The sequence below is a fragment of the Bittarella sp. HCP28S3_D9 genome, from assembly GCF_052065655.1.
Taxonomy (GTDB): Bacteria; Bacillota; Clostridia; order Oscillospirales; family Ruminococcaceae; genus Bittarella; species Bittarella massiliensis.
Genome location: NZ_JBQHTP010000008.1, coordinates 1 through 25133, shown reverse-complemented (window position 1 = coordinate 25133; position 25133 = coordinate 1). Strand labels below are relative to the sequence as shown.

Here is a 25133-nt window from a genome sequence, read left to right as displayed (position 1 = left end):
TTCACGCGCGGTACCACCTCAGTTTGCCGTCTCCCGACCCATGTTGGAGGGGCGACGGCCTCGTTGGGGCGCGGTAACGGGCGCCGGACGGCCCTCCCTACTGCCGGTCAAAACCGGGTTCAAAAGGGCGGCTCAGGGGTGTATTCCCGCCGGAAAAGCCGCTTTCTCTCAGCAAATGAAAGCTCTCTTGGGACTTTGGACCGGCGGTACTGGTCCCCTTCTCTGCCTGTAAGCAATTTTTGCATTACCTGTATCTTACCCGTTTGCCAGGCGGTTGTCAACACCGCCCTGGGCGCGGGCGAGCATTTCCCGCGCATTTTGCAGCGATACCCCGCTGACCGCGTCGCCGGAGATGATGCGGGCCAACTCCCGCACCCGGTCCTCCTCCCCCAGCGGGCGGATGTCGGTAAAGGTGGACACCCCGTCGGAGTGCTTGGAGATCAGCAGGTGGTTGCCCCCATAGGCGGCCAGGCTGGCCGAGTGGGTGACACAGATGATTTGGTGGGAGGCGGCGGTCTCTTTGAGTTTTTGGCCGATTTTTTGGGCGGCGCTGCCGCTGACCCCGGTGTCGATCTCATCAAAAATCAGGGTGTCGATTTGGTCCTTCTCAGCGAGGATGTTTTTGATGGCCAACATGATGCGGGAGAGCTCGCCCCCGGAGGCGATTTTGGAGATGGATTTGGGCGCCTCCCCCACATTGGCCGAGATGAGGAAGCGGACGGCGTCCATCCCGTCCCGGTGGAGCTTGGGCTCGGAGACCACCTCGGTGACAAAGGTGACCCCGCTCATGTTGAGGAAGGCCAGCTCCCGGCAGATGGCGGCGGAGAACCGCTCCCCCGCCTTTTTGCGCTTGGCCGAGAGCTGCTGGGCCAGGTCGGTGGCAGTGCGCAGCTCGTCGCGCATCTGCTCTTTGAGGGAGAAGATCTCCTCGTCGCTGCCGGCAAGGGCCTCGAGCTGGCGCTGGCAGTCGTCCCGGTAGGCGAGCACCTCGTCGAGGGTGGCGCCGTATTTTTTCTCCAGTTGCTGCAGGGTGGCCAGGCGGTTTTCCAAAAAGTCGATGTCCACATAGGCGTCCGCATCCGGCCCGCCCGAAAGGGCCGAGAGGTCGGCGGCGTGCTCCTGCAGCTCGTAGAGGAGGGCGGTCAGCTTGTCCCCCACCGCGCCGGTGGCGGGCAGGTATTCGCGGATGTTTTGCAGGGACTGGGCTGCCGTCTGCAGCAGGCCGATGGCGCCGCTCCCCTCCTCCCCGCCGTTCAAACAGTCCTGTGCGGCCTGCAGGTTCTGGGCGATGAGTTCGGCGTATTTGGCCTTGTTGATCTGCTCTTCCAGCACCAGGTCTTCGCCGGGGGCCGGGTCGGCCTCGGTGATCTCGCCGATCTGGTAGGAGAGCAGGTCGATCTGTCGCTCCCGCTCGCTGCGGCGGGCCTCCAAGTCGGCGATGGTGCGCTTGAGGTCCCGCACCTTGACATACTGAGCCTGGTAGCGCTCGAGCAGGGGTTCCAACTGGCCGTAGGTGTCCAGCACCCGGATGTGGCTCTTCTCGTCCAGCAGCTGCTGGCTGTCGTGCTGGCCGTGGACGTTGATGAGCAGCTGCCCCAACTCCTTGAGGATGGACACGTTGGCCGGACGGCCGCCGATCTTGCAGGTGTTTCTGCCGTCGCGCCCGATTTCCCGCACGATCAGCAGGCTGCCGTCGGGACAGTCGTACCCCATCTCCTCCGCCCGGGCGGCCACCGCCGGGGAGAGCTCCTCAAACAGGGCGCTGATCAGGGCCCTGTCGGCCCCCTGGCGCACCATGTCCTTGGAGGTGCGGTTGCCCAAGATGGCGTTGACCGCGCCAATGAGGATGGATTTTCCCGCGCCGGTCTCGCCGGTGAGGACGTTGAGCCCCGCCTCCAGCGGCAGGGTTGCCCGCTGGATGACGGCGACATTTTCAATGTAGAGTGTTCGCAACATGGCGCTCTTCCTACCTGTTCTGGGGGATGTAGGTCCGCAGCTCCTCGCAGAGCTCCCGGGCGTACTCCTCGCTCTTCATCAAGATAAAAAAGGTGTCGTCCCCCGCCAGGGAGCCCACAAAGCCGTTCCACTGCATCTCGTCAAAGGCGGCGCAGGCTGCAGAGGCCAGCCCCTTGTAGCAGAAGGCGCAGACGATGTTCTGGGCGTAGTCGACCTGGCGCAGGGCCTCGGCAATGATGATCGAGTAGTTGAAGTTGACGCCGCCCGCACTGCCCGGGCGCTGGGGGGTGGTGTAGCGGTAGACGCCCTCGCGCGAAAGGCTCTTCACCAGGCGCAGCTCTTTGATGTCCCGAGAGATGGTGGCCTGGGTGACGGCGAACCCCTCTTCCTGCAGCTTTTTGAGGAGTTCTTCTTGGGTGGTAATGTCGTATCGGGAGATGAGGTCGATGATTTTGGCCTGGCGCTTTGCTTTCACGTTTCAATCCCCTCTTTCAATGAATTTGGCCTTGATGACTTTAAAGAACCCACTGCGGTCCAGCAGGACGAACTTGACCTTTTTGTCCGCCCGGCGGATAAGGATCTGGTCCCCCCCGCCGATTTTGACTGAGTGCTCGCCGTCGATGGTGACGTAGACGTCGTTTTGGTTGCGAGCGCCCTGGCGGATGGCGAGGGTGCTCTCCGGAGAGAAGAGGATGGGGCGGGAGAAGAGCGAGTGGGGGCAGATGGGGGTCATCTCCAAGGTGTCGATGGCCGGGTCGATGACCGGCCCCCCCGCCGAGAGGGCGTAGGCTGTGGACCCGGTGGGGGTGGAGACGATGACCCCGTCGGCCCGGTAGTTGATGACCTGCTCCTCGCCGCACCAGATGTCCAGGTCCAGCAGGCGGGAGACGGTGCCGCCAGTGACCACTACGTCGTTGATGGCGGTGTAGCAGCGCTCGCTCCCCCCCTGCGTGATCACGGCATCCAGCGCCATCCGCTCCTGGATCGCGTAGTCGTCGGCCACCAGCTGCTTGAGGAGGTCGAGCCGGTGGCAGTCGATACAGGCGAGAAAGCCCAGCCGCCCGGTGTTGATGCCGATGATGGGCTTGTCGTGATGAATGGCGTGTTTGGCCTGGTGGACCAGGGTGCCGTCCCCCCCCACGCAGAGGATGCAGTCGCACCAGTCATAGCCGACGGCCGATTCGACAAAGCGAACGCCGGGGAGATGGACCTTCTCCCGCAGGTAGGCGGGCATCCAGACCTCGGCCCCGCAGTCGACGAGGATCTGGCAGGCCTCTGGGGTGTATTTGAGGGTGCGCGGCTTGTCCAGGTTGGGGATGACGAAAAAAGAGTGCAAATGCCCTTCCTCCTTCTCTCTAAATCAGACGGAAAGCGCCCGGTGGGAGGCGGTCACCATTTCGGCGACCTGTTCGCTGCCAATGGTCGGCAGCCCCTCCCCCGCTCCCTTTTCCAGGAAAATCAGGTATTCAATATTCCCTTCAGGGCCTTTGACAGGTGAAAAGTCAAGTCCCTTTACAGCGAATTGGTTCTCCCCAGCCAAGGAGATGACCTTTTCGATGACCTCGCGGTGGGTGTCCGGGTCGCGGACGACCCCCTTTTTGCCCACCTTTTCCCGCCCAGCTTCAAACTGGGGTTTGATGAGGCAGACGGCCTGGCCGCCGGGGGCGAGAAAGCGCCAGATGACCGGCAGCACGTGAGAGAGGGAGATGAAGGAGACGTCAACGCTGACAAAGTCCAGCGCGTCGGGGACCTGCTCTTCGGTGAGGTAGCGGATATTCTGCCGCTCCAGGTTGACCACCCGTTCGTCCGAGCGCAGTTTCCAGGCCAGCTGACCGTACCCCACGTCCACAGCATAGACCTTCTGCGCGCCGTTTTGCAGCATGCAGTCGGTAAAGCCCCCGGTGGAGGCCCCCACGTCCATGCAGATCTTGTCCTTCAGGGAGATGGGAAAGGCGGCCATGGCCTTTTCCAGCTTGAGGCCGCCCCGGCTGACGTAGGGCAACTTGGCGCCCCGCAGTTCGACGGCGTCCCCCTCTTTGACGGTGTCGCCGGCCTTGTCGGCCTTTTGGCCGTTGATGTAGACATCGCCGGCCATGATGTAGGCCTGGGCCTTCTGGCGGGTCTCCGCCAGCCCCTGTTCGGTCAGATAGACGTCCAGTCTTGTCTTCATGCAATCACTCCTGCTCTAAAAAGCGGGCTATGCCGGCCTCGTCCATTCCCAGGTGGGCGAGGGTCGACTCCACCGAGGCCTGGGGGATGATGCCGTCTTCAATGGCGCGGATGTGGATGCGCCCCCGGTAGCCGCTCTCGGCCAGCCGGGAGGCCAGCCGCTCGCTGACGCCGCCGCTGCGGATCCCCTCTTCCACAAAGTAGACGGCTTTGTAGGAGCAGAGCAGCTCGCAGACATCTTCCCCCAGGGGGAAGAGCTTGGTCAGTTTGAGGACGGCGGCCCCCGCCTTCTGGGCGGCGGGATAGACCTCGGCAAAGAGGCGGCCGTAGGTGAGCACCACCTTGCCGCCCTTCTTTTTGCCCGGGAAGAGATGGTAGTCCTCGCAGGGCAGGTCGTCCAAAAAGGCGAGGCGTTTGTCCTCCTTTCCGCGGGGATAGCGGAGGGCACAGGGCCCCTCTTCCCCGTAGAGGCAGGCGTTCAGACAGTGGCGCAGCTCCCGGTAGGTGGCGGGGGAGTAGAGGGCCATGGTGGGGACGGATTGGAGCATCGACACGTCGTAGATGCCCTGGTGGGTCTCCCCGTCCTGCCCCACCAGACCGGCCCTGTCGATGGCCAGCACCAGGTGGGCGTGTTGCAGGGCCACATCGTGGATGATCTGGTCGTAGCAGCGCTGCAAAAAGGTGGAGTAAACGGCAAATACCGGCCGCAGCCCGCCGGTGGCCAGCCCGGATGCAAAGGTCACGGCATGCTCCTCGGCGATGCCCACGTCGTAAAAGCGGTTGGGGTACTTGTGTTTGAAAAACTGCAATCCGGTGCCGTATTTCATGGCTGCGGTGATGCCGCAGATGGAGGGGTCTTTGATGGCCTGCCCCACCAGGGCGCGGCCGAAGGCGGTGGAGAAGGAGTCCTCGTTGGAGATGTCGGGGTTCCCCTTTTCGATGTCGAAGCTGGAGACCCCGTGGTAGGCGCCGGGGTTTTCCTCCGCCTTCTGGTATCCCTTTCCCTTTTGGGTGGCAATGTGGATGAGAACGGGCCGGCTGATGCGCTTGGCCCGCATCAGGGCGCCGCAGAGCATGTCGATGTCGTGCCCGTCGATGGGCCCCAGGTAGTCAAACCCCAGGTCCTCAAAGAAGGTGTTGTGGTAGATGGCGGTCTTGAGCTTTGACTTGGAGGAGACCAGGGCGTCCTTGATCTGCCGGCCCACCACCGGGGTGCGCTCGAGGAGGTGGGAGACCGAGTCCTTAAAGCGGAAATAGCCCGGTTTGGTGCGGATCTCCGAGAGGTAGTTGGCCACCGACCCCACGCTTTTGGAGATGGACATGTCGTTGTCATTGAGGATGATGATCAGGTTGCCCCGGGCCTTGCCGGCGTTGTTGAGCCCCTCGTAGGCCATGCCGCCGGTAAAGGCGCCGTCGCCGATGACGGCGATGACATAGCCGTCGTCCCCCCGCTGGCGCTTGGCCTCGGCCAGCCCCATGGCGGCGGAGATGGAGGTGCTGGCGTGCCCGGCCACAAAGGCGTCGTGCTCGCTCTCATACGGCTTGGGAAAGCCGGAAAGCCCCCCCTCGGTGCGGATGGTGTCGATCCGGTCCCTGCGCCCGGTGAGCATTTTGTGGGTGTAGGACTGGTGCCCCACGTCCCAGACAATGGCGTCTTTGGGGGTGGTGAAGATGCGGTGCAGGGCGATGGTGAGTTCCACCACCCCCAGGTTGGAGGCCAGGTGGCCCCCGTTTTGGGAGACCACCTCGATGAGCCGCTCCCGGATCTCCTCCGCCAGGGTATTGAGCTCAGCGGTGGAGAGCATCTTCAAATCACTGGGTCCGTTGATGCGCTGTAAAATGGACAATCCGTTCACCTTCTACGTCAAAGATACCAGCATGGCCACCAAAATGCCCAGCAGGGCGCCGCCGAGCACTTCCAGCGGGGTGTGGCCGAGGGACTCCTTCAAGTCCTTTTTGAACATATCGTCCTCGTCTTCGTCGGGGGCGTCCTGGCTCTTCTCCCAGGTGAAGATGATCTTGTTGAGGACTTTGGCCTGTTCTCCTGCGCTCCTGCGCACCCCCATGGCGTCGTACATGACCACGCAGGCCACCAGGAAGGCCAGGGCGAACTCCGGGGAGGAGACGCCCACCGTGCGGGCGATGGCCACAGTGAGGGAACAGACCAGGGCCGAGTGGGCGCTGGGCATCCCCCCCGCCCCCACCATCCGCTCCAAGTTGAGCTTTTTGGTGGCGATGAAGGTAAAAATCGTCTTGAGGAGCTGCGCGCTCAACCAGGAGATCAGGGCAACATTTAAACAGTAGTTGCCGAACATCTGTCGTAAGATATCCATATCAACCGCCCTTTAGCTTTCTCTGTCCACCAGCGACTGGCAGAGGTGGGCCAGGCACTCGCCCTGCCCGCCGGGGACCGCCCTTTGCAGCTTGCAGAGGGCCCGGTCGGTGCAGGCGCGCACCTGCTCGCGGGAGGCCTCTACCCCGTAAAGGGTGACAAAGGTGGTCTTTCCCTGCTGGGCGTCGCTGCCGATGGGCTTGCCCAGCTTGGCCTCGTCCCCCACGGCATCCAGTATATCATCTGCAATTTGAAAAGCCAACCCGACGTCCTCGGCAAAATCGCCCAGAGCGCGCTGGCTGTCCTCCCCCGCGCCGGCGGCAATGGCCCCCAGCTGGGCGCTCACCGAGAGGAGGGCGCCGGTCTTGAGCCGGTGCAGGGTGGCCAGCACCTCCGGCTCCATGGGTCTGTTCTCATAGGCCAGATCGATGACCTGCCCGCCGATCATCCCCCGGTAGCCGGCGGCGCGGGCCAGAGCTGCCACCGCCCGCAGTCGCAGCTCCTCGGGGAGAGGGGCGCCAGCCGCGGTCTCAAAGGCAAAGGTCAGCAGGGCGTCCCCCGCCAGCAGGGCGGTGGCCTCGCCGTAGACCTTGTGGCAGGATGGCTTGCCCCGGCGCAGGTCGTCGTCGTCCATGCAGGGCAGGTCGTCGTGGATGAGGGAGTAGGCGTGCACCATCTCGATGGCGGCGGCCAGGGGGAGCGCCTCCTCCCGCCGGCCGCCCAGGGCGGCGCAGCACTCGAGGACAAAGAGGGCGCGGATGCGCTTGCCGCCAGCCAACAGGCTGTAGCGCATGGCCTCGGCCACCTCCCGGTAGAGGGGGTCTCCGTCGGGGACGGCGGTCTGCAAAAAGGCCTCGATGGCGGCCAGGTCGCGCTCGAGCTGTTCTCTACAGTTCATCGTCCATTCCCTCCAATTTGATTTCCTCCACCGTCTGGCGGGCGGCCTTGAGCTGGCCGTAACAGTCGGACAGCAGGGCCGCCGCCTTGGCGTAGGTGGACAGGGCCTCCTCGAGGGGGAGATCGGCCCCCTCCAACGAGGCGATGGCCTGTTCCAGGGCGCGGTAGTTCTCTTCAAAGCTCGCTTTCTTTTTGGTCGGCATGGCTGGGCTCCTCCCCTATCTGGTCGACGGTGCAATCGGCCTCGCCATCGCAAAAGCGAAGGGAGAGCCGGTCGCCCGGTTGTATCTGCATAATGGAGTGGACGGCGGCGCCGCCCTTCTGTGCAATGGCGTACCCCCGGGAGAGCACCTTGGCGGGGTTTAGGCTCTCGCAGAGGTCGGCGGCGCTGCGCCAATCGGCTTCCAGCTTGTCCAGCCACTTGGCGCAGGCCGCCTGCAGCCGGTGGCGGAGGGCTGCTAGCCCCTCGCCCCGCTCCCCCAGCAACTGGGCGGGCGAACAGGCGCGATGGTGCAGCTGCAACTGGTAGAGGGCCTCCTTCTTTCGGGTGTAGAGGCGGTGAAGGGCCGTCTCCATCCGCAGGGAGACGCCGTTTAGCTGGCGGGCGATCTCCCCGCTGTCGGGGGCCACCAGTTCGGCCGCCGCCGAGGGGGTGGGCGCCCGCAAATCGGCCGCCAGGTCGGCGACGGTGAAGTCGATTTCATGCCCCACCGCCGAGATGACCGGCACCGGGCAGTCGGCGATGGCGCGGGCGATCTCCTCCCGGTTGAAGACCCAGAGATCCTCCTGGCTGCCGCCCCCTCGGGTGAGGATACAGGCGTCGTACCGCCCGGCGATGGAGACGTAGCGCAGCGCCCGCACAATGGAGGGGCAGGCCGCCTCCCCCTGCACCGACACCGGGATGAGGGAAACGGTGCAGAGGTTGTACCGCCGCGCCAGGACCCCCAGCACGTCCTTGACCGCCGCCCCCGACTTGGAGGTGATGAGGGCGATGTGCTGGGGAAAGGGCGGCAGGGGCTTTTTGCGCTCGGCGTCGAAGAGCCCCTCGGCGGCCAGCTTGCGCTTGAGCTGTTCCAGAGCCAGCTGCCGGGCGCCGACCCCTTCGGGCAGGATGTCCTTGGCGTAGAGCTGGTAGACCCCGTCGCGCTCAAAGACCGAAACAGTGCCGCGGACGATCACCGACATCCCGTCCTCTGGGGAAAAGGCCAGCCGGTTGGCATAGGACTGAAACATCACCACCTTGATGGAGGCGCCGGCGTCCTTGAGGCTGAAGAAGAGGTGGCCGGTGCGAAAGTGGCGGTGGAAGCTGGAGATCTCCCCTCGGATCAGCAGGTCTTTGAGCTTGCCGTCGGACTCGACGATGGACTTGACATAGGCGTTGAGCTGGGTGACGGTGAGGGCGGCGCCGGTCATCTCCCCCACCTCTCTCTGCACAAGAGGGCGATGCCGGCGGCGTTGTCGCTGGAGAAGCTGGCCGGGGCGCAGACCCCGCCGTATTTTTGGGACAGGGTTGCCGAGAGGATGGAGTTGGACATCACCCCGCCCGAGTAGAGGACGGGCAGCGGCCCCAGCTTCTCCAGCAGCCGGGCGGTCATCCCGTCCAGGGCGGCCAGCAGGTAGTCGAGGCAGTAGCGGGCCACGTCGGCCGGGGCCTCGCCCTGCGACAGCATCTTTCGACACTGGTTTTCGACCCCGGAGAGGCAGCAATCGCAGCCCTTGAAGGTGGGGTGGGCCTGGTAGTGCTTTTCGCTCTGGCAGGCCAGCTTGTCCAGCGCCGGGCCGGCGGGAAAGGGCAGCCCCAGCAGCCCCCCCACCCGGTCGACTGCCTGTCCGGCCTTCAGGTCGAGGGAGCCGGCCAGGTAGGTGGTCTTGCAGATGCGCTCCCCGTCGGGCTCCACCAGCACCGCTTCGGTGGTGCCGCCGGAGACGTGAAAGGCCAGAAAGGGCCCCTGTAGGTAAGGGAGGGCCCCGCCCCCGTAGAGGGCGGCGGCAATGTGCCCCTGCTGGTGGGAAAAGCGGTAGAGGGGCAGCCCCAGCAAGTTGGCGATGAGGGTAGCGCTGGAGAGCCCCACCAGGAAGCAGGGCATGTAGGAGCCCTCTATATCCCGGGGGCGGTCGGACACGCCAACAGCCAGAACATCCCCGACGGGGATCCCGCCGAGGATAGAGGTGGTGAGTTCACTGAAATTTTTGACGTGCAGAAAACAGGCGTCGCTCTGGCGAAGCCCCATCTGTCCCTCTTTGACCGGGAGGGGCAGTCGGATATTCTGCACCACCTCCCCCTCGGCCGAGCAGACGGCGAGGGAGGAGGTGTAGTTGCTGGTGTCGAGGCCGAGAAAGTACTTCATTGTTCCTGCGGCTGCACCGGCAGCTCCTCGTCCTCGGTCGCTTCGGGCAGCGCCTCGACCTGCAGGGCCTCTTCGGGCGTCCCCAGCTCCTTTGCCACCGCGCCCAAAAGCCCGTTGACAAAGGCGTAGTCGTCGTCGGTGCCGTACTTTTTGGCCAGCTCCACGGCCTCGTTGATGGCGACCCCCACCGGGCAGAAGTCGGCGGCGATCTCGGCCAGGGCCACCCGCAGGATGGAGCGGCAGACCGGAGAGATGCGCTCGAGCGTCCAGCCCTTCAGGTGGCGGGCGATCTGCTCGTCCAGAGCGGGGGCGCGCTCGCACACCTGGCGAAAGACGTTCAGGGCGTACTGGCTCATCCGCAGTGTGCCGCACTCGCTCGCGCCGGCGATGATGTCCTCGGCGCTCTCGTCGGACAGGAAAAACTGTTCAAAGGTCAGCACAAAGGCCGCCTCTCTCGATTCACTTCTGGTCATATTTGTCTCCTCGCTGTGTTGGAATATAGGGCGTGGGGCCGCCCCACAAAAATACCCTCCTGTGACGGTACACGGGAGGGTATGGGGCGAATGTCAGTGCTCTTCCCCGCTCTCACTCTCAAAGGCGATCCCCTGCACGACGATATTCACCTTGGAGACGGTGATACCCGTCATGCTCTGGATGGCGGATTTCACGCTGTTTTGCACAGCCAAGGAGACGTCCGGGATGCTGACCCCCTGGTAGAGGTCCAGGCAGATATTCACCGTGGCGATGTCGCCGTTTAGCTCGATGCCCACCGGGTTGCGGCGGATCGCCTTGGCCCACAGCCCCTTGATGTTGGAGTTCTCACAGGTGACCTGGGCCACCCCCTTGACCTCCCCCGCCGCCATCTTGGCGATGGTGGCCAGCACCTCTTCAGAGACCTTCAGGTTGCCGATGGTGTCCTTCAAATTGGGTTCGCCCATCAATGCGCCCTCCTTTATAGCAATGCATCATTCTGTATAACATACACCCTGTATGCTGTATATTATACCACAAAAAAGGAGAGAGACAACTATTTTACCTCGGTTATTGTGATATTTTCCGCCTTGACGCCGGCCTCGCGGATGATGATCTCCTTGATTTGGTTGGCGGTGTCCTCGTTGAGGCCGTCGGTCTTGACCACCGCGTCGGCCTTTTCGTTATTGATATATACCAGGCAGTCGGAATAGCCCTTGGCCTTGATGAGGCTCTCGATCTTTCCCTCGGTCTCCACCGCCTTGACCATGTAGGAGAGGGAGTTGGTCAGGGATTTCTTCTCCTCCTCTGAAATGGTGGTGTCCTTGAGGGATTTTTGCAGTTTGTCCAGGGCCTCATCCCGGCTCTTCTGGCGGTTGGTGCGGGACTCGGCGAAGTACTCCTCCCCCTTTTCCACCGGGGCGGAGGTCTCCTCCTTCTCCCCCAGCTCCTCGTCGCTCTTGGAACTGCCGTCGCCCGAGCCGTTGACGTACTCGGCGTCGCCGTAGTTGCCCGACGCCGAGAGGGAGTCGGTGGTGGTGAAATCGCTGCCCGATTTGGCGAACTGCCAGTTGAGATAGACCGCCACGCTCAGCGCCAGCACCAGCGCCCCCAAGATGACCTGCTTCTTTCCTGCTTTCATGATTTGTTTACCCCTTTCTTTGCCTTTTCTGGGCACCCCGTGCCAAAGGGCGGTCTACCCGCCTTTTTTCGCTATGTAAACGCGGTTGGAGGGGACGTCCAGTAGGGTCGTCACCGCCTCCAAAACCCGCCCTTCCACAGTGGGGTCGCCCCCTCCGTCGCAGACGATGAGCACCCCCTTGATGACCGGTTCCAACGTGCTCTGCACCACCGCCTGTTTCTTGCCGTTTTGGTCCTCCACCAAGAGGTAGCTCCTCTCGGTGCTCTCCCGGCTCTTGCCGCCCTGGCCCGCCATGGCGTCCACGCTCTTTTTCTCCTCGTAGAGGTACTGGCTCTCGGAGGAGCGCTCCAGGGTGACCATCACCTCCACCCGACCGACCCCCTGCACCTTTTGCAGGATGTCCGTCAGGTTTTTCTGGGTCTGCGACACGTACGCCTCCTGGCTGACAGGGGCCGAAGGGGCGCCTGTCCCCTGGGAGGACTCCTTTTTGGACTTGCCGTTGCCCCCCAGACTGCTGAGAAAGATGAGCAGCACCCCGACGGCCCCCAGGATGACGATGAGTTTTGTTTTGTCCACTTTTGTGAGAAGTTCCTTGCACCTATCCAGCATCTTCTGTGTCCTCCGCACTCGAGGTGGGCAGGCCGAATGCCTCGCTGACCTGGCGCTCCAGGGCCTCGTCCCGCCCTTTTCCCGTTTGGATTTTGATTTCGCTAATATCTATGCGCCCCCCCTCGTCCACATGAGTGCGCACCTCTATTTTTTCATAGTCCTTCCCCTGCCCGTCCAAGTAGGCGCCGATCTGGGTGCGCAGGTTCTCGGCCGCCAGGGCCGCCACCTGTTTTGTGATCTGTTCCTGTGCCTGGCCCACCTGGGGCAGCTCCCCCGCCGAGGGGAGGGTGACCGAAACTCCGCCCAGCCCCGACAGGGGGGCGACGATACAGGCCAGGAAAAAGACGTTGACCGCCACCTTGAACACCGACTCCATGCTGCGGGAGGGGGCCACCATCTTGAAGATCCCGCCGCAGATGCAGCTGAGACAGAGGGCGAACCCCCACTGCTGAATTGCCTGCACGACCCGTTCCCCCTTTTTAGCCGACGCCCATCATGACGATGACCGTGGTGATGATGACCAGCAGCGCGTAGGTGAAGAGGAGCGCCACCGCAATGGTGAGACAGTTGCCGATGGATTTGAGGGTGTCCCGCACCGACGAGACCCCCAGCATGTCGCAGAAGAACGCCCCGGCCCAGAGGGTGGCTTTGTAGAGCAGGCAGCGCAGCAGCAGCGGCACAAAGGAGACGACCACCGCGGCGATCCCGAAGACCCCGACCCCGTTTTTGACCACCTTGAGACAGCCGTAGACCGAGGAGAGGGCGTCGGAGACCGCGCCCCCCACGATCGGCACCATGTTGCCGATGAGGAGTTTGCCGGTCTTCATGGCCAGGTTGTCCGAGGCAGAGGTGACAAAGCTCTGCATCGAGAGGACGCCACAGAAGATGGTCAGCAGCAGGGTCAGCAGCAGCACCACCGCGTTTTTCAGCCCCCCGCTGATGGCCGAGACCCGCAGGTCGCTCTGCACCGCGCCGGTGACCGAAAAGGCCAGCATCAGCCCCAGCAGGGGGACGATGGTGGAGGAGCAGATGGCCGAGACCCCCTGCACCACCAACATCAGCACCCCGGAGTAGGCCGTGGCCGTCAGCGGCTGGCCGGAGGTGGCCGCCACCGTGGAGTAGATGGGGGCGAAGGTGGCGATGAACTGGTTGGTGGAGAGAAGGGTCTGGTTGAGGTCTTGGATCAGCCGGTAGACCGGCGCGACCACCGCCACCGCAATGCAGAGGGCGGCCACCACCGACACCACCGGAGAGAGGCTTTCGGAGAAGAAGGTGCTCTTCATGCTCTCGGCCATGGCGCAGACCAAAATGGTGACCACGATGAGGGCCAGTATGCGGATGGGCTCTTTGGCGGTGGTCTTGATCGACTCCCAGAGGCTGCCCAGCAGTTTGGGCAGGTCGAGAAAGGAGAGGGCGCTCTCCCCCGTCAAATCGCCGTCGAGAAGGCCGCTGTCCTCCAGGGTATCTCGGGCCCCTTCGGGAAGGGCGTCCTCTAACTGGGAGGCGCCGCTCAAATCGTACTGTTCCTGCAAGATCTGCTGGGTGTCGGTTGCCGGGCTCTCCTCCTCCCCCTCTTCGGCAAAGGCGGTCCAGGGTGAAAAAAAGAGGAGGGCCAGGGCCAGCAGCAGGGCGGCCAAGATTCTTGGATGTCTCACAGCGCCGCCTCCTTTACAGGAAAATCAGGTCGTCCAAAAAGGAGACCACTGTTTTCAGCATCGGCAGGGCCAGGGCCAACACCGTGACCTTGCCCGCCAGTTCCACCTTGGAGGCGATGGCCTGCTGCCCGGCGTCCCGGCAACTGTCGGCCGCCAGCTGCACCACGTAGCAGACCCCCAGGCACTTGAAGAGGGTGCCGATGTTTTCGGCCACCCCCTCTGACAGCAGCGAAATGGAGAGGACCTCCTGCAGCACCGGCAGCAGGGAGGCGGCGATATAGCCAAAGAGCAGCACCCCCGCCCCCACCGACACCACCACGGCGATTTGGGGGCTGTACTGCTTGAGGGTGAGGGCCAAAATCGCCGCGACGATGGCAAAGACCGCCACGCCCAGCACGTTCATTTCCCCCACCGCCTCACAGGTCGAAGATGGCCTTGACGGTGTCAAACAGGGTGCTGATCTCCCCGATGATCATCATCAGGACCACGATGAGCCCCGCCAGGGTGGTGAGCATGGCCTGCTCCTCCCGCCCGGAGCGGATGAGCACCTGGTTGAGCACCGCCACGATGATGCCGATGGCGGCAATTTTGAAGATGAGATCTACGTCCATTTTCGCGTCCTCCTTTTGGGGCTACCAGAGGATGATGGAGAGGCCCAGCCCCGCCAGCACCCCCAGGGTGTTGTACATCTTTCCATTTTTTCGGTAAGCCTCTCGGGTCTCCTCCAGCTGTTCCTCCAACTTCTGCACCAGCAGGGCCAGGCGGGAGAGTTCCACCGGGGAGGGGCGGGTGCCGAATTCCCGCCCAAAGTCCAGCATCAACTGGCGAAGGGCAGGCGGACTCTTTTGCAGGCAGCGGCACCCCTCCACCGCGCTGCAGAAACTGGCGGAGAAGTCGCCGGTCTCCATCCCCCTGCAGCAGAGGGGGAGAAAGTCAAGCCCGGCAAAGCGGGGGTCTTGGGCGGCCTGTTGCAGCAGTTCTCCCACCGGCGCGCCGCCGTAGGTCAGCTCCCCCTCGATCCCGCGGAAAAATTTGAGCAGGGTCTGCACCAACCGCTCCTCTTCTCGGATGCGGCCGGAGAGGTAGAGTCCCCCCAACGAACAGGCCGAGAGGAGGAAGAGGCAGCCGATTGCCTTAACCACGGGCAGCCCCCCTCTCACAGTGGGCCCTGACCGAGAAATCGTGCGGCGAAACCTGCAGAAAGTGGGTGAAAAAACCCTGTTTGAGCAGCGGGGCCAGGGCGGGGTTTCGCCGCAGGTCCTCCACCGTGTCTCCGTGGGCGGTGGCGATGACCCATACCCCCGAGACGGCACAGCGCCGCAGGGCCGCCACGTCCTCCTCGTTGCCGATCTCGTCGCAGGCCACCAAGTCGGGGGACATGGTGCGCACGCAGCGAAAGATGCCCTCGGCCTTGGAGAAGTAGCTCTGCACGAAGGCGCCCGGGCCCAAATCGGTCTGGCACTGGCCCCCCAGGCAGTTGGCCAACTCCCCCCGCTCGTCCACCACCCCCACCTTTAAATAGCGCTCCCATCCACCGTCGGAAAAGGCGCGGATGAGGCCCCGCAGAAGGGTGGTCTTGCCGCAGCCCGGCGGGCCGACGATGAGGGTGTTCCCCAGCCCGTGCAGCCGGTAAAAGCGGAGGACAGCCGGGTCGGCGGGCAGCGCCCCCCGGGCGATGCGCAGGTTGACGGCCTCAAATTCGTGCACCGTCTCCCCCGTCTCGGGGGAGTAAAACCGCTTGCCACACAGCCCCACCCGGTGCCCGCCGCGGATGGTGAGAAAGCCCTGGGCGATCTGGTCCTGATGGGAGTAGAGGGAGTACTCGCAGCAGGCCTGCACACAGGAGCGCACCTGGGCGGCGGTGGCGCAGATGGCCCCTTGGGGCTCGTCCAGCAGCGCCCCCTCCCCCAGAAAGCGCAGCCGCCCCTCCCCGTAGAGGGAGACGGGCTGCCCAGAGGTGAGGCGGATTTCCTGACAGCGCTCCCAAACGGGCTGGGGCAGGGCCAGACAGCCGCTGCGAATGGGTTCGGGCAGAACGGCCGTCACCTGCTCAAAAGGGGTTTCTCGACTCATGGTTCATCCCTCCCACAACTTGTACACTAACACTATATGGGTTGTCCCACCGGGATAGAACCTGTCCCAAAACGCAAAAAAGGGCCCGCAGCGCATCCGCTGCGGGCCCTTTTGTCAAGTGGGGCTCAGAGTATTTTTTCTCGGATGGAAAAGAGGAGGTCCACCGAGGGGCGCCTGCCCAAGCTCTTTTCCGTGTGGCGCTCAAATTCCAGGCCACAGGCCCGGTAGGGGCTGTCGGGGAGCCATCGGGTATAGAAATACCGCTTGGCCGCCCCGATTGCCGCCCCCCAGAGAAAGGCCCAGCGGGGGCGAACGACCATTTTGCCGTAGAGACCGGTCGGCAGGGTCAGTTCCCGAAGCGCCGGATGGGGCTGCGCGCCCCCCACGAAGAGGGAGAAGCGGCCGCTTGCCTCGTCGTAGTCTCGGGAGAGGACATAAAAGGGCAGCACCTGCTCTCCCTGCCGCTGGATCGCCGCCCGGTACCGACGCGAGAGGGCGGGGATGTCTCTGGCGACCGTTTTGTTGCTGGAGGGTTGCCAGAGGCCGTAGAGGGTGAGTGCCTCCAACTGCAGGCACTCCACCGTCTGTCTTCTCATCCGTTTGACAGCGCCTTTCAAATTGGTTATTGCCAGCCCATCGACCGGCAGAAGTGCAGCAGGTTGTCGACCGTCTGCCGAAGGTTGTCGGCACTGCGGTGGCGGGCGGTGGCAAAGGCCTCGGCCCGGGGGTTGATGGAGAAGATGCCCGAGACCCCCTCTGCATAGGCGGCCTCGGCGCCCTCGCCGATTTCCCCCACCAGGGCAATCACCGGCACCCCCTGTGCCCGGGCCCGGCGGGCGACCCCGACCACCACCTTGCCGCGCAGGCTCTGGCTGTCGATCCTCCCCTCCCCGGTAAAGACCAGGTCGGTCTCCCGCAGCAGGTCGTCAAAGTACACCGCGTCGAGCAGGGCGTCGATCCCCATCTGCAGCCGAAAACCCAGCAGGGCACAGACGCCGCCCCCCATCCCGCCGGCAGCCCCCGCCCCCGGCAGCAGCTGCAAGTCCCGACCCGTCTCGGCCAAGACCACCTCCGCCAACCGCCGCAATCCCCCATCCAGCTGCATCACCTGTTCGGGGGTCGCTCCCTTTTGGGGGGCAAAGACGGCAGCCGCGCCGCTGGGGCCGTAAAAGGGGTTGTCGATGTCGCAGATGGCGACCTTTTCGGCGGCGGCCAGCCGCGGGTCGAGCACGGAACAGTCGATGGCGGCGATCCGCCCCAGGGTGCCGCCAACAGGGATAAAGGGGACCCCCTTGTCATCCAAAAAGCGGACCCCCAAGGCGGCGGCCGCACCGGCCCCGCCATCGTTGGTAGAGCTGCCCCCCAGGCCCAGCAGGATCTTCTCGCACCCCCGCGCCAAGGCGTCGGCAATCAGCTGTCCCACCCCGTAGGTGGTGGTGCGCAGAGGGTCTTCCCGCCCCTCCACCAGGGGGAGTCCGGCGCAAGCCGCCATCTCGATGACGGCGGTGCGGGGGCGGCCCTCCAAGATGCCGTAGAAGGCGGTGCGCTCCTCAAAATAGGGGCCCGCCACCGGCAGGGTGATCTTCTCCCCCCCGAGGGCGGCGAGAAAGGCATCCACCGTCCCCTCGCCGCCGTCCGCCACCGGGATGGCCCGCAGCTGGGCCGAGGGGTCGCAGCGGCGGACGCAGTCGGCCAGAATGTCGCATATCTGCCCAGAGGTAAGGGTGCCCTTAAAGGAGTCGGGCACTGCGAGGTAGCGCTTCATCGACAGAGTCTCCCCTCTCTTTTGCCTTGACAGGAGAGGGGGAAAGCCCGCAGGCTCTCCCCCTCTCGCTCAAAGCGGATATTTTTAGATTTTTTCTTCCAGCAGCTGGCGCATCAGGCCGGGGTTCCCCTGCCCCTTGGAGCGCTTCATGCACTGGCCCACCAGGAAGCCCAGCACATTGGTCTTGCCGCTGTGATAGTCCTCCACCGCCTTGGCGTTTTCGGCCAGCACCTCGGTGACGATGGCCTCCAACACGGCGGTGTCGCTGACCTGGGCGAGCCCCTTGTCCTTGACGATCTGGTCGATGGCGATCTCCCCGTCGTCGAGGATGCACTCCAGCACCGTCTTGGCGGAGGTGGTGGAGATGGTTTTTTGGTCGATCAGGGAAATCAGTTCCACCAGCCGCTCGGGGGTGAGGGCGAGATCATCCAGTTCGCAGCCGCGTTCGTTGAGGACCTTGGCGATGTCGCCCAGCAGCCAGTTGCAGACCGACTTGGGTGCCACCTTCCCCCCCTCGAGGCACTGCTCAAAGAAGCGGGAGCGGCTCACGTCCTCGGCGATGAGGGTGGCCTCTTTCTGGGGCAGGCCGTAGGAGGTCATATACCGCTCGATCTTCTGGTTGGGCAGTTCGGGGATGGTGGCCTTGAGCTCCTCCACATGCACTTCGGGGATGTAGATGGTCCGCAGGTCGGGCTCGGGGAAATAGCGGTAGTCCTGGGCGTCCTCCTTGCTGCGCAGCAGCTCGGTGACCCCCTTGGCGTCGTTCCAGCGGCGGGTCTCCTGCTCGATGACGCCGCCGGCGTCCAAGATCTCCTTTTGGCGGGCCATCTCGTACTCGATGGCGCGGACGGCGCCGCTAAAGGTGTTGACGTTCTTCATCTCGCAGCGGGTGCCGAAGGTGTCCGACCCCTTGGGCATCAGGGAGACGTTGACGTCGCAGCGCAGCGAACCCTCCTGCATCTTGCAGTCGGAGATGTCCAGGTAGAGGAGGATGGAGCGGATGGTCTCCAGGTAGGCGTGGGCCTCTTCCGGGCTGCGGATGTCGGGCTCGGACACGATTTCGATGAGGGGGACGCCGCAGCGGTTGAAGTCCACCAGGGAGCCCTCGAAGGACTCGGCGTGGATGAGCTTGCCGGCGTCCTCCTCGATGTGGATGCGGGTGATCCCCACCCGTTTCTTCTCGCCGTCGACCATGAAGTCCAGGTAGCCGTTTTCACACAGGGGGATGTCGTACTGGGAAATCTGGTAGGCTTTGGGCAGATCGGGGTAGATGTAGTTTTTCCGGTCCTGCTTGGTGACGTTGTTGATGGTGCAGTGGGTGGCGTGCCCCATGCGGATGGCGTACTCCACCACCTCCTTGTTGAGGGTGGGCAGGGTGCCGGGCATCCCCAGGCAGATGGGGCAGCACTGGGAATTGACCTCGGAGCCAAAGGAGTTTTTGCAGCCACAGTAGATCTTGGTTTTGGTGGAGAGTTCCGCATGGATCTCCAACCCGATGACAACTTCGTATTCCACGGTAAACCCTCCTTATTTCGACGCGATGGCGGGGACGGTAAACTGATAGCCCGTCGCCTGTTCGTAGCGGTGCCCGGCGCTGAGCAGCACGTCCTCCCCGAAGTGGGGGCCGATGAGCTGCATGCCGATGGGCAGCCCCTGCCTATCCCTGCCACAGGGCATGGCCAGGGCGGGCAGCCCGGCGATGTTCACCGGCACGGTGCAGATGTCGGACTTGTACATCTTCACCGGGTCATCGATGTTTTCGCCCAGCTTGAAGGCCGTCTGGGGGACGGTGGGGGTCAGCAGGAAATCGCAGTCGGCAAAACAGGCGTCAAACTCGGCGCAGAGGGCGCTCTGAAAGGCCTTCCCCTTTTTGTAATAGGCGTCAAAATAGCCGGAGGAGAGGACGTAGGTGCCCAGCATGATGCGGCGCTTGACCTCGGCGCCAAAGCCCTCGGTGCGGGTGTTGACATACATCTCCTGCAGGTTCTGGTAGTGCTCGCTGCGGTAGCCGTATTTGACCCCGTCAAAACGCGCCAGGTTGGAGGATGCCTCCGCCGAGGAGATGATGTAGTAGGCCGACAGGGCGTGGGGGGAGGAGGGCAGCGAGACCTCTTTCACCTGGGCGCCCAGGGAGCGAAAGACCTCGGCGGCCTGCATGACGGCGGCGGAGACCTCCTCATCGATGCCCTCACCGAAGTACTCCTTGGGGATGCCGATGGTCATCCCCTTCACGTCGCGGGCCAGGTAGTCGCGGTAGTCCGCCCGGTGACCCCGATCGCAGGAGGTGGCGTCCATCTCGTCTGCGCCGGAGATGGCCGAAAAGAGCATGGCGGTGTCCTCGCAGCTGCGGGCCATGGGGCCCACCTGGTCCAAAGAGGAGGCAAAGGCCACCAGCCCGTACCGGGAAACGGCCCCGTATGTAGGCTTGAGGCCCACAATGCCGCAGAAGGAGGCGGGCTGGCGGATGGAGCCGCCGGTGTCGGAACCCAGGGCCAAAACCGCCTCGCCGGCCGCCACTGAGGCGGCGCTGCCGCCCGAGGAGCCGCCGGGGACCCGGCTCAAGTCGTGGGGGTTGTGGGTCTTTTGGAAGTGGGAGTTCTCGCAGGAGGAACCCATGGCGAACTCGTCCAGGTTCACCTTGCCGGTGATGGGGAGGAGGTTTTCCTCCACTTTTTTGACCACGGTGGCGCTGTATGGGGGGACGAAGTTGTAGAGCATCTTCGAGGCGCAGGTGGTGGTGACCCCCTCGGTGCAGAGATTGTCCTTGACGGCGATGGGGATGCCCGCCAGCGGGGGCAGCTCCTCCCCCGCGGCGAGCTTCTCGTCCACCAGGGCGGCGGTCTTGCGGGCCGACTCCTCGGTGAGGGCCAGGTAGCTTTGCACCTGGGGCTCACAGGCGGCGATCTGCGCAAACACCGCATCGGTGATCTCTGCGGCGGTGATCTCTCTGTCGCGCAGCAGCTGGTGCAGCTGGGCGGCGGTCTTCTGAATCAGTTCCATTTCCCTGCTCCTCCTATTCCAGCGTTTTGGGGACGACGACGCAGCCCGCCTCTACCTGGGGGGCGTTTTGCAACAGCTTGTCCCGCGGGGTGGAGGGGCGGACCTCGTCCTCCCGCAGCTGCATGGCGTCTTCCACCTTGGGTTTGGCGTCAAAATCGGCCTGGTCAGGCAGGGCCTCCACCATCTGGATGATGTCGCTCATCTGCTTTTGATAGGTCTCGATCTCATCGTCCTCGATCTTCAAATAGGACAGCTTGGCAATGTGCCGCACGTCGATTTCCATATCCATTCCTCCATCTGTATAACGGTTTATGTCGCCCCTGCAGAGCGGCGATCTCTGGCCAAAATACCCCTACTGGATCAGCTCTAAAAACGCCTCTTCCGTGAGGACGGGGACATCCAGGCTCTCGGCCTTTTCCAGTTTGCTGCCGGCGTCCTCCCCCGCCACCAGGTAGCTGGTGGCCTTGGAGACGCTGGAGACGACCTTGCCCCCGTTTTGCTTGATGAGCCCTTCGATCTCCTTGCGGGTGAAGCGGGTGAGCTTGCCGGTGACCACGAACTTCTTGCCGGTCAGCTTGTCGCCCACCGCCTGCTTGTGGGCGGTGGTGTTGACCCCCCGGGCCACCAACTTGTCGATCACCCGGCGATTTTCCTCCTGGGCAAAGAAGCGGACCACGTTCTGCGCCATCACCCCGCCGATGCCGTCGACGGCGCTGATCTCCTCCTCGCTGGCGGCCATGATGGCCTCCAGGGTGGGAAAGCGCTCGCAGATCAGTTCCGAGGCGCGCTTGCCCACATTCTTGATCCCCAGCCCGAAGAGCAGCCGGGGCAGGTCGTTTTTCTTGGACGCCTCGATGGCGGAGATGAGGTTTTGGGCCGCCTTTTCCTGAAAGCCCTCCAGCTCCACCACCTGCTCAAAGGTGAGGGCATAGAGGTCGCCAAAATCCTCTATCAGGCCGGCTTTTTGCAGCGCCTCGATGATGGCGGGGCCCAGGCCGTCGATGTCCATGGCGTCGCGGGAGCAAAAGTGCCACAGCCGGCGGAAGTTTTTGGCCGGGCAGTGGGGGTTGGGGCAGCGGGTGGCCGCCTCGTCCTCCGCCTGGACGGTCTTGGTGCCGCAGGAGGGGCAGTAGGCGGGGATCTGAAAGACCTGGGAGCCCTCGCAGTGGCGCTTGACGGCCACCACCTCGGGGATGATCTCCCCCGCTTTGCGCACCACGATCACGTCGCCAATGCCCACCTGCTTTTCGTTGATGAAGTCCTGGTTGTGCAGCACAGCGCGGCCCACGGTGGTGCCCGCCAAGATGATGGGGTCAAAGAGGGCGGTGGGGATGAGGGCGCCGGTGCGCCCGACGCTGATCTCCACCTCCCGCAGGATGGTCTCCTTCTCCTCCGGCGGGTACTTGTAGGCGATGGCCCACTTGGGGTATTTGGAGGTGCTGCCCAGCTCCTCCCTCTCGTGCAGGTCGTCCACCTTGACCACCGCGCCGTCGATGTCGAAGGAGAGCTTTCCCCGCAGGCCGTCAATTTCGCGGATGCGCTCCACCGCCTCCGCGGCGCTCTGGCAGAGGACAAAGTCGGGCGAGACGGGAAAGCCCTGCTGGGCCATCCAGCGCAGCGTCTCGCTGTGGGCGGTGAAGGCCTTGCCCTCGACCTGTTGCAGGTTGAAGACAAAGATGGAGAGCCCCCGCTCCCCAGTGATGGACGCGTCCTTTTGGCGCAGGGAACCGGCGGCGGCGTTGCGGGGGTTTTTGAAGGGCTTCTCCCCCTCCTCTACCTGGCGCTCCACCAGTTTTTCAAAGCTGGCGCGGGGCATGTACACCTCGCCCCGCACCTCCAAAAAGCCCTGAAAGGGGATGGTTTTGGGGATGTCTTTTATGGTGCGCAGATTGACGGTGATGTCCTCCCCCACCAGGCCGTCGCCCCGGGTGGAGCCCCGCACCAACCGGCCGCCCCGGTACTCCAGCGAGACCGAGAGGCCGTCGATCTTCATCTCCACCACGCAGGGCATGACCCCGCCCTCGGGGGTGATCTTCTGCAAAAACTCCTCCACCTCTTCCACCGAGAAGACGTCCTGCAAACTCTCCATCTTCACCTGGTGGGCGACCTTTTCAAACTGGTTGGAGGAGACGCCCCCCACCCGGTCGGAGGGGGAGTGCTCGCTCTTGTACTGGGGGTGCTCGGCCTCCAGCGCCCGCAGCTCTTGGGTGAGCTGGTCGTAGTCGTAGTCGCTGATTTCGGGGTCGTCCTGGTTGTAGTAGCGGTCGTTGTGGTACTCGATCTGCCTCTCCAACTCCCGCATCCGCTCAAAAACGGCGTCTGGCATAGCTGTTTCTTCCTCCGTTCATACACTCGTCTAGTATAGCATATCTTTTCCCCCTTTTACAGGGGCTGCCCTCAAAATTATGGGGCAAATTTCCACCCCCTATACCCTTTTGCAACGGCTTCCAAAAAGCCGGGCGACCCTGTTTGCAGGGCCGCCCGGCAAGCGCTTGGCTATTTGGTGTAGTCGTTGATTTTTCCGATGAGGGAGGAGTCGTCCCCGTTCACATGGGTGAACTGATCCGGCGTCGCCCCGACGATGACGGTCTCTGCCAGGGTGTAGCCGACGTTGAGCTCGGTCTGGGTCACATATCCCGGAATGATGGCCGAGAGCATGACCGAGACCTTCAGCACCACCCGGTGCCTAGTCTGGTTGATGCCCGCCGAGTCGAATTGGCTGTCCACCGAGCAGGCGGCATAGGACGAGGGCTGCACCCGCAGGGTGATGTCAGGCCCCACGCCCTGCAAAATCTGGGTGCCCAGCAGGGAGCCCACCGGGATTTTGATGCTCTGCAGCCCGATTTGGGACATCTCGCTGTTGATGCGGTCGGTGATCCCCGCCTTGAAGAGATTGACGTTGACGGTGTTGAGCGAGATGCCGGTGACCTGGGCATTGGCGTCCCGAGTGACGGTGGAGAAGGTCTCGTAGTCCACCCCCTCCTTCCCCAGGTAGTCGAGGATGGCCGCGTCGATCACCTCGGTGGCGAAGCTCTTGATTTGGTAGGTGGCAAAGGACTGCACCATCGGCCGCAGTTGGTGGTCGATCGCCGCCACCGCCCCCAACAGGACAAGCAGCAACACCCCCACCCGCAGCAGCCATTCCCGCCGGTGACGCTTTTTGCGGTGCCGCATCTGCATCCCCTCCCCCGCTCAAAATCTCTGCTCCATTCTATGAGGGGGCGAAAAAAAGGTGATAATCAGCCCCAAAGAGCGCTGTTTTCCCCTTTGAAATGAAAAAAAGCGCCCTCTGCCAATACAGGCAGAGGGCGCTGGAAAGCCAAACTTTGCTAGATGGAGATGGCATGGCCGATGTTGAGCAGCCGCTCGTCGATGGTTTTGTGCATGGCCAGGGCTTCGTTGATCTCAAAGTCGACCAGTTCGCCCTTTTGAATGGCCACCACCCGGTTGCCGATATTCTGGGAGAGCAGCTCCACGGCGCGATAGCCCATCTTGGTGGCCATCACCCGGTCGCGCAGGGTCGGGCTGCCGCCGCGCTGCACGTGGCCGAGCACGGTGGTGCGCGAGTCGATGCCCAGGGTGTTCTGGATCAGCCCGGCGATGTCGCCAGCGCTGCCCACCCCTTCGGCCACCACCACGATGAAGTGGCGCTTGCCCACGCTCTGGGAATAGCGGATGCGGTCGAGCAGGTCCTTTTGGGGGTCAAAGGGCTTTTCGGGGACCAGGATGACGCAGGCCCCGCAGGCGATGCCGGTGTTCAGGGCGATGTGCCCGGCCCGGCGGCCCATCACCTCGACCACACTGCAGCGCTCGTGGGAGTGGGCGGTGTCCCGCAGCTTGTCGACCATCTCCATGGCGGTGTTCATGGCGGTGTCGTAGCCGATGGTGTACTCGCTGCAGGCGATGTCGTTGTCGATGGTGCCGGGGACGCCGATGCAGGGGACCCCGACGTTGGAGAGATCCTGCGCGCCGCGGAAAGAGCCGTCGCCGCCGATGACCACCAGGCCGTCGATGCCGTGCTTCTCGCACATCTCCTTGCCCTTCATGACGCCGGACATCTCTTTGAACTCCAGGCAGCGGGCAGTGTAGAGAATGGTGCCGCCCCGCTGAATGATCTCGGACACCGAGCGGATGCTCATGTCCATGATCTCCTCGTTGAGAAGACCGGAATAGCCGCGCATGATCCCTTTGACCTTGATGCCCATGGAGATGGCGGTGCGGACAACTGCGCGAATGGCGGCGTTCATGCCCGGGGCATCCCCGCCGCTGGTCAAGACGCCGATCGTCTTGATCTCTTTATCGGTGTGCATGGTGCGAACCTCCTATATGTCAACTACCTTTTTCACATACGAATTTATTGTACACGGCAGCCCAATCGATTGCAAGGACAAAAATGGGAAATCAGGAAATGATAACGTTTTTATCTCCGAAAATATTCTTTAAAGTCCGCATCAGATCCTCTGTCGGGCCCACCCGCAGACTCTTGCTCTTGAGCTTTTTGCGGATGTCGGCAAAGCAGATGTAGACCGGGTAGTCGCCGGGGTATCCCCCCACCAGCGAGGGGATCTTGGCCATCAGCGCCTCGTTGCGGTTGGGCAGAAGGATGTAGAGGGCCTGGCCGTCGGCCCGCTCAGGCGGCGGGGCGGCCGGCGTCTGCGGCGCGGGGGGGGTGGCTGCGGCCGCCGGTGCGGGCGGGCGCTCCCTCCCGCCTCTGGGG

General features: G+C 63.6%; 29 protein-coding genes and 1 other annotated feature (1 of these 30 running past the window's edge). All 29 genes read right to left on the bottom strand.

Translation table 11 applies throughout. The features are described from left to right. Positions 1-232 (bottom strand) — a binding site (T-box leader); it reaches 14 nt to the left of the window's first position. A 23-nt stretch (positions 233-255) separates the two neighbouring features. Further along, positions 256-1956, bottom strand: a complete 1701-nt coding sequence (recN, locus tag ACTNAU_RS05935; protein ID WP_441097863.1) for a DNA repair protein RecN — start codon at positions 1954-1956, stop codon at positions 256-258. Between the two features lie 10 nt (positions 1957-1966). Then, complete coding sequence (locus tag ACTNAU_RS05930) at positions 1967-2431, bottom strand: arginine repressor (RefSeq protein WP_021659129.1); 465 nt, start codon at positions 2429-2431, stop codon at positions 1967-1969. A gap of 3 nt (positions 2432-2434) precedes the next feature. Next, on the bottom strand, positions 2435-3292 hold the full coding sequence (locus tag ACTNAU_RS05925) for an NAD(+)/NADH kinase (protein WP_216401251.1): 858 nt from the start codon (positions 3290-3292) through the stop codon (positions 2435-2437). Positions 3293-3316: 24 nt separating this feature from the next. Beyond that, complete coding sequence (locus tag ACTNAU_RS05920; RefSeq protein WP_441097862.1) at positions 3317-4126, bottom strand: TlyA family RNA methyltransferase; 810 nt, start codon at positions 4124-4126, stop codon at positions 3317-3319. Between the two features lie 4 nt (positions 4127-4130). Next, positions 4131-5981: a 1-deoxy-D-xylulose-5-phosphate synthase gene (dxs, locus tag ACTNAU_RS05915; RefSeq protein WP_441097861.1), complete on the bottom strand. Its 1851-nt coding sequence runs from the start codon at positions 5979-5981 to the stop codon at positions 4131-4133. Between the two features lie 3 nt (positions 5982-5984). Further along, a complete protein-coding gene (locus ACTNAU_RS05910; RefSeq protein WP_216401248.1) occupies positions 5985-6458 on the bottom strand; it encodes a divergent PAP2 family protein in 474 nt (157 codons plus the stop codon). 12 nt (positions 6459-6470) lie between these two features. After that, positions 6471-7355: a polyprenyl synthetase family protein gene (locus ACTNAU_RS05905; protein WP_441097860.1), complete on the bottom strand. Its 885-nt coding sequence runs from the start codon at positions 7353-7355 to the stop codon at positions 6471-6473. Next, positions 7345-7557, bottom strand: a complete 213-nt coding sequence (gene xseB, locus ACTNAU_RS05900; protein WP_021659123.1) for an exodeoxyribonuclease VII small subunit — start codon at positions 7555-7557, stop codon at positions 7345-7347. Before xseB ends, ACTNAU_RS05905 begins: the two co-directional genes overlap by 11 nt. Continuing rightward, positions 7529-8788 carry an exodeoxyribonuclease VII large subunit gene (gene xseA / locus ACTNAU_RS05895; RefSeq protein ID WP_441097859.1) on the bottom strand — a complete coding sequence of 420 codons (1260 nt, stop codon included), beginning with the start codon at positions 8786-8788 and terminating at the stop codon, positions 7529-7531. Before xseA ends, xseB begins: the two co-directional genes overlap by 29 nt. Next, positions 8764-9702, bottom strand: coding sequence for a peptidase M22 (locus ACTNAU_RS05890; protein WP_185915161.1), 939 nt, complete (start codon positions 9700-9702; stop codon positions 8764-8766). The genes xseA and ACTNAU_RS05890 overlap by 25 nt, the downstream gene beginning before the upstream one ends. Beyond that, positions 9699-10175, bottom strand: coding sequence for a transcription antitermination factor NusB (nusB, locus tag ACTNAU_RS05885; protein WP_185915162.1), 477 nt, complete (start codon positions 10173-10175; stop codon positions 9699-9701). Before nusB ends, ACTNAU_RS05890 begins: the two co-directional genes overlap by 4 nt. A 93-nt stretch (positions 10176-10268) precedes the next feature. After that, the gene (locus ACTNAU_RS05880; protein WP_059005103.1) at positions 10269-10640 is read right to left on the bottom strand and encodes an Asp23/Gls24 family envelope stress response protein; all 372 of its coding nucleotides are present in this window, start codon (positions 10638-10640) and stop codon (positions 10269-10271) included. 89 nt (positions 10641-10729) lie between these two features. After that, entirely contained in the window at positions 10730-11314 is a 585-nt protein-coding gene (locus ACTNAU_RS05875; protein ID WP_021659118.1) for a SpoIIIAH-like family protein, read from the bottom strand. A gap of 54 nt (positions 11315-11368) precedes the next feature. Next, a complete protein-coding gene (locus ACTNAU_RS05870; RefSeq protein ID WP_256135663.1) occupies positions 11369-11890 on the bottom strand; it encodes a hypothetical protein in 522 nt (173 codons plus the stop codon). A gap of 22 nt (positions 11891-11912) precedes the next feature. Further along, positions 11913-12386, bottom strand: coding sequence for a hypothetical protein (locus ACTNAU_RS05865; RefSeq protein WP_441097858.1), 474 nt, complete (start codon positions 12384-12386; stop codon positions 11913-11915). 16 nt (positions 12387-12402) lie between these two features. Next, entirely contained in the window at positions 12403-13578 is a 1176-nt protein-coding gene (locus ACTNAU_RS05860) for a stage III sporulation protein AE (protein WP_441097857.1), read from the bottom strand. Positions 13579-13591: 13 nt separating this feature from the next. Continuing rightward, positions 13592-13981: a stage III sporulation AC/AD family protein gene (locus tag ACTNAU_RS05855; protein ID WP_021659114.1), complete on the bottom strand. Its 390-nt coding sequence runs from the start codon at positions 13979-13981 to the stop codon at positions 13592-13594. A 13-nt stretch (positions 13982-13994) separates the two neighbouring features. Beyond that, positions 13995-14189 carry a stage III sporulation protein AC gene (spoIIIAC, locus tag ACTNAU_RS05850; protein ID WP_021659113.1) on the bottom strand — a complete coding sequence of 65 codons (195 nt, stop codon included), beginning with the start codon at positions 14187-14189 and terminating at the stop codon, positions 13995-13997. 21 nt (positions 14190-14210) lie between these two features. Beyond that, entirely contained in the window at positions 14211-14720 is a 510-nt protein-coding gene (locus tag ACTNAU_RS05845) for a stage III sporulation protein AB (RefSeq protein WP_021659112.1), read from the bottom strand. Next, positions 14713-15651, bottom strand: coding sequence for a stage III sporulation protein AA (locus ACTNAU_RS05840; RefSeq protein ID WP_441097856.1), 939 nt, complete (start codon positions 15649-15651; stop codon positions 14713-14715). Before ACTNAU_RS05840 ends, ACTNAU_RS05845 begins: the two co-directional genes overlap by 8 nt. 125 nt (positions 15652-15776) lie before the next feature. Beyond that, positions 15777-16247 carry a GyrI-like domain-containing protein gene (locus ACTNAU_RS05835; protein WP_441097855.1) on the bottom strand — a complete coding sequence of 157 codons (471 nt, stop codon included), beginning with the start codon at positions 16245-16247 and terminating at the stop codon, positions 15777-15779. A gap of 26 nt (positions 16248-16273) precedes the next feature. Next, the gene (locus ACTNAU_RS05830) at positions 16274-17416 is read right to left on the bottom strand and encodes a glycerate kinase family protein (protein ID WP_441097854.1); all 1143 of its coding nucleotides are present in this window, start codon (positions 17414-17416) and stop codon (positions 16274-16276) included. 84 nt (positions 17417-17500) lie between these two features. Continuing rightward, positions 17501-18931, bottom strand: a complete 1431-nt coding sequence (gatB, locus tag ACTNAU_RS05825) for an Asp-tRNA(Asn)/Glu-tRNA(Gln) amidotransferase subunit GatB (RefSeq protein ID WP_441097853.1) — start codon at positions 18929-18931, stop codon at positions 17501-17503. 12 nt (positions 18932-18943) lie between these two features. Continuing rightward, positions 18944-20416 carry an Asp-tRNA(Asn)/Glu-tRNA(Gln) amidotransferase subunit GatA gene (gene gatA / locus ACTNAU_RS05820; RefSeq protein WP_441097852.1) on the bottom strand — a complete coding sequence of 491 codons (1473 nt, stop codon included), beginning with the start codon at positions 20414-20416 and terminating at the stop codon, positions 18944-18946. A 13-nt stretch (positions 20417-20429) separates the two neighbouring features. Next, positions 20430-20699 (bottom strand): Asp-tRNA(Asn)/Glu-tRNA(Gln) amidotransferase subunit GatC, encoded by a 270-nt coding sequence (gene gatC, locus ACTNAU_RS05815; protein ID WP_441097851.1) that lies wholly within the window; start codon positions 20697-20699, stop codon positions 20430-20432. A 69-nt stretch (positions 20700-20768) separates the two neighbouring features. Beyond that, on the bottom strand, positions 20769-22742 hold the full coding sequence (ligA, locus tag ACTNAU_RS05810) for an NAD-dependent DNA ligase LigA (protein WP_441097850.1): 1974 nt from the start codon (positions 22740-22742) through the stop codon (positions 20769-20771). A 170-nt stretch (positions 22743-22912) separates the two neighbouring features. Then, positions 22913-23590, bottom strand: a complete 678-nt coding sequence (gene yunB, locus ACTNAU_RS05805; RefSeq protein WP_441097849.1) for a sporulation protein YunB — start codon at positions 23588-23590, stop codon at positions 22913-22915. A 155-nt stretch (positions 23591-23745) separates the two neighbouring features. Further along, a complete protein-coding gene (pfkA, locus tag ACTNAU_RS05800) occupies positions 23746-24726 on the bottom strand; it encodes a 6-phosphofructokinase (RefSeq protein ID WP_185915174.1) in 981 nt (326 codons plus the stop codon). 91 nt (positions 24727-24817) lie between these two features. After that, positions 24818-25133, bottom strand: a 316-nt coding sequence (locus tag ACTNAU_RS05795) for a hypothetical protein (RefSeq protein ID WP_441097848.1), incomplete at its 5' end; no start/stop codon positions are given.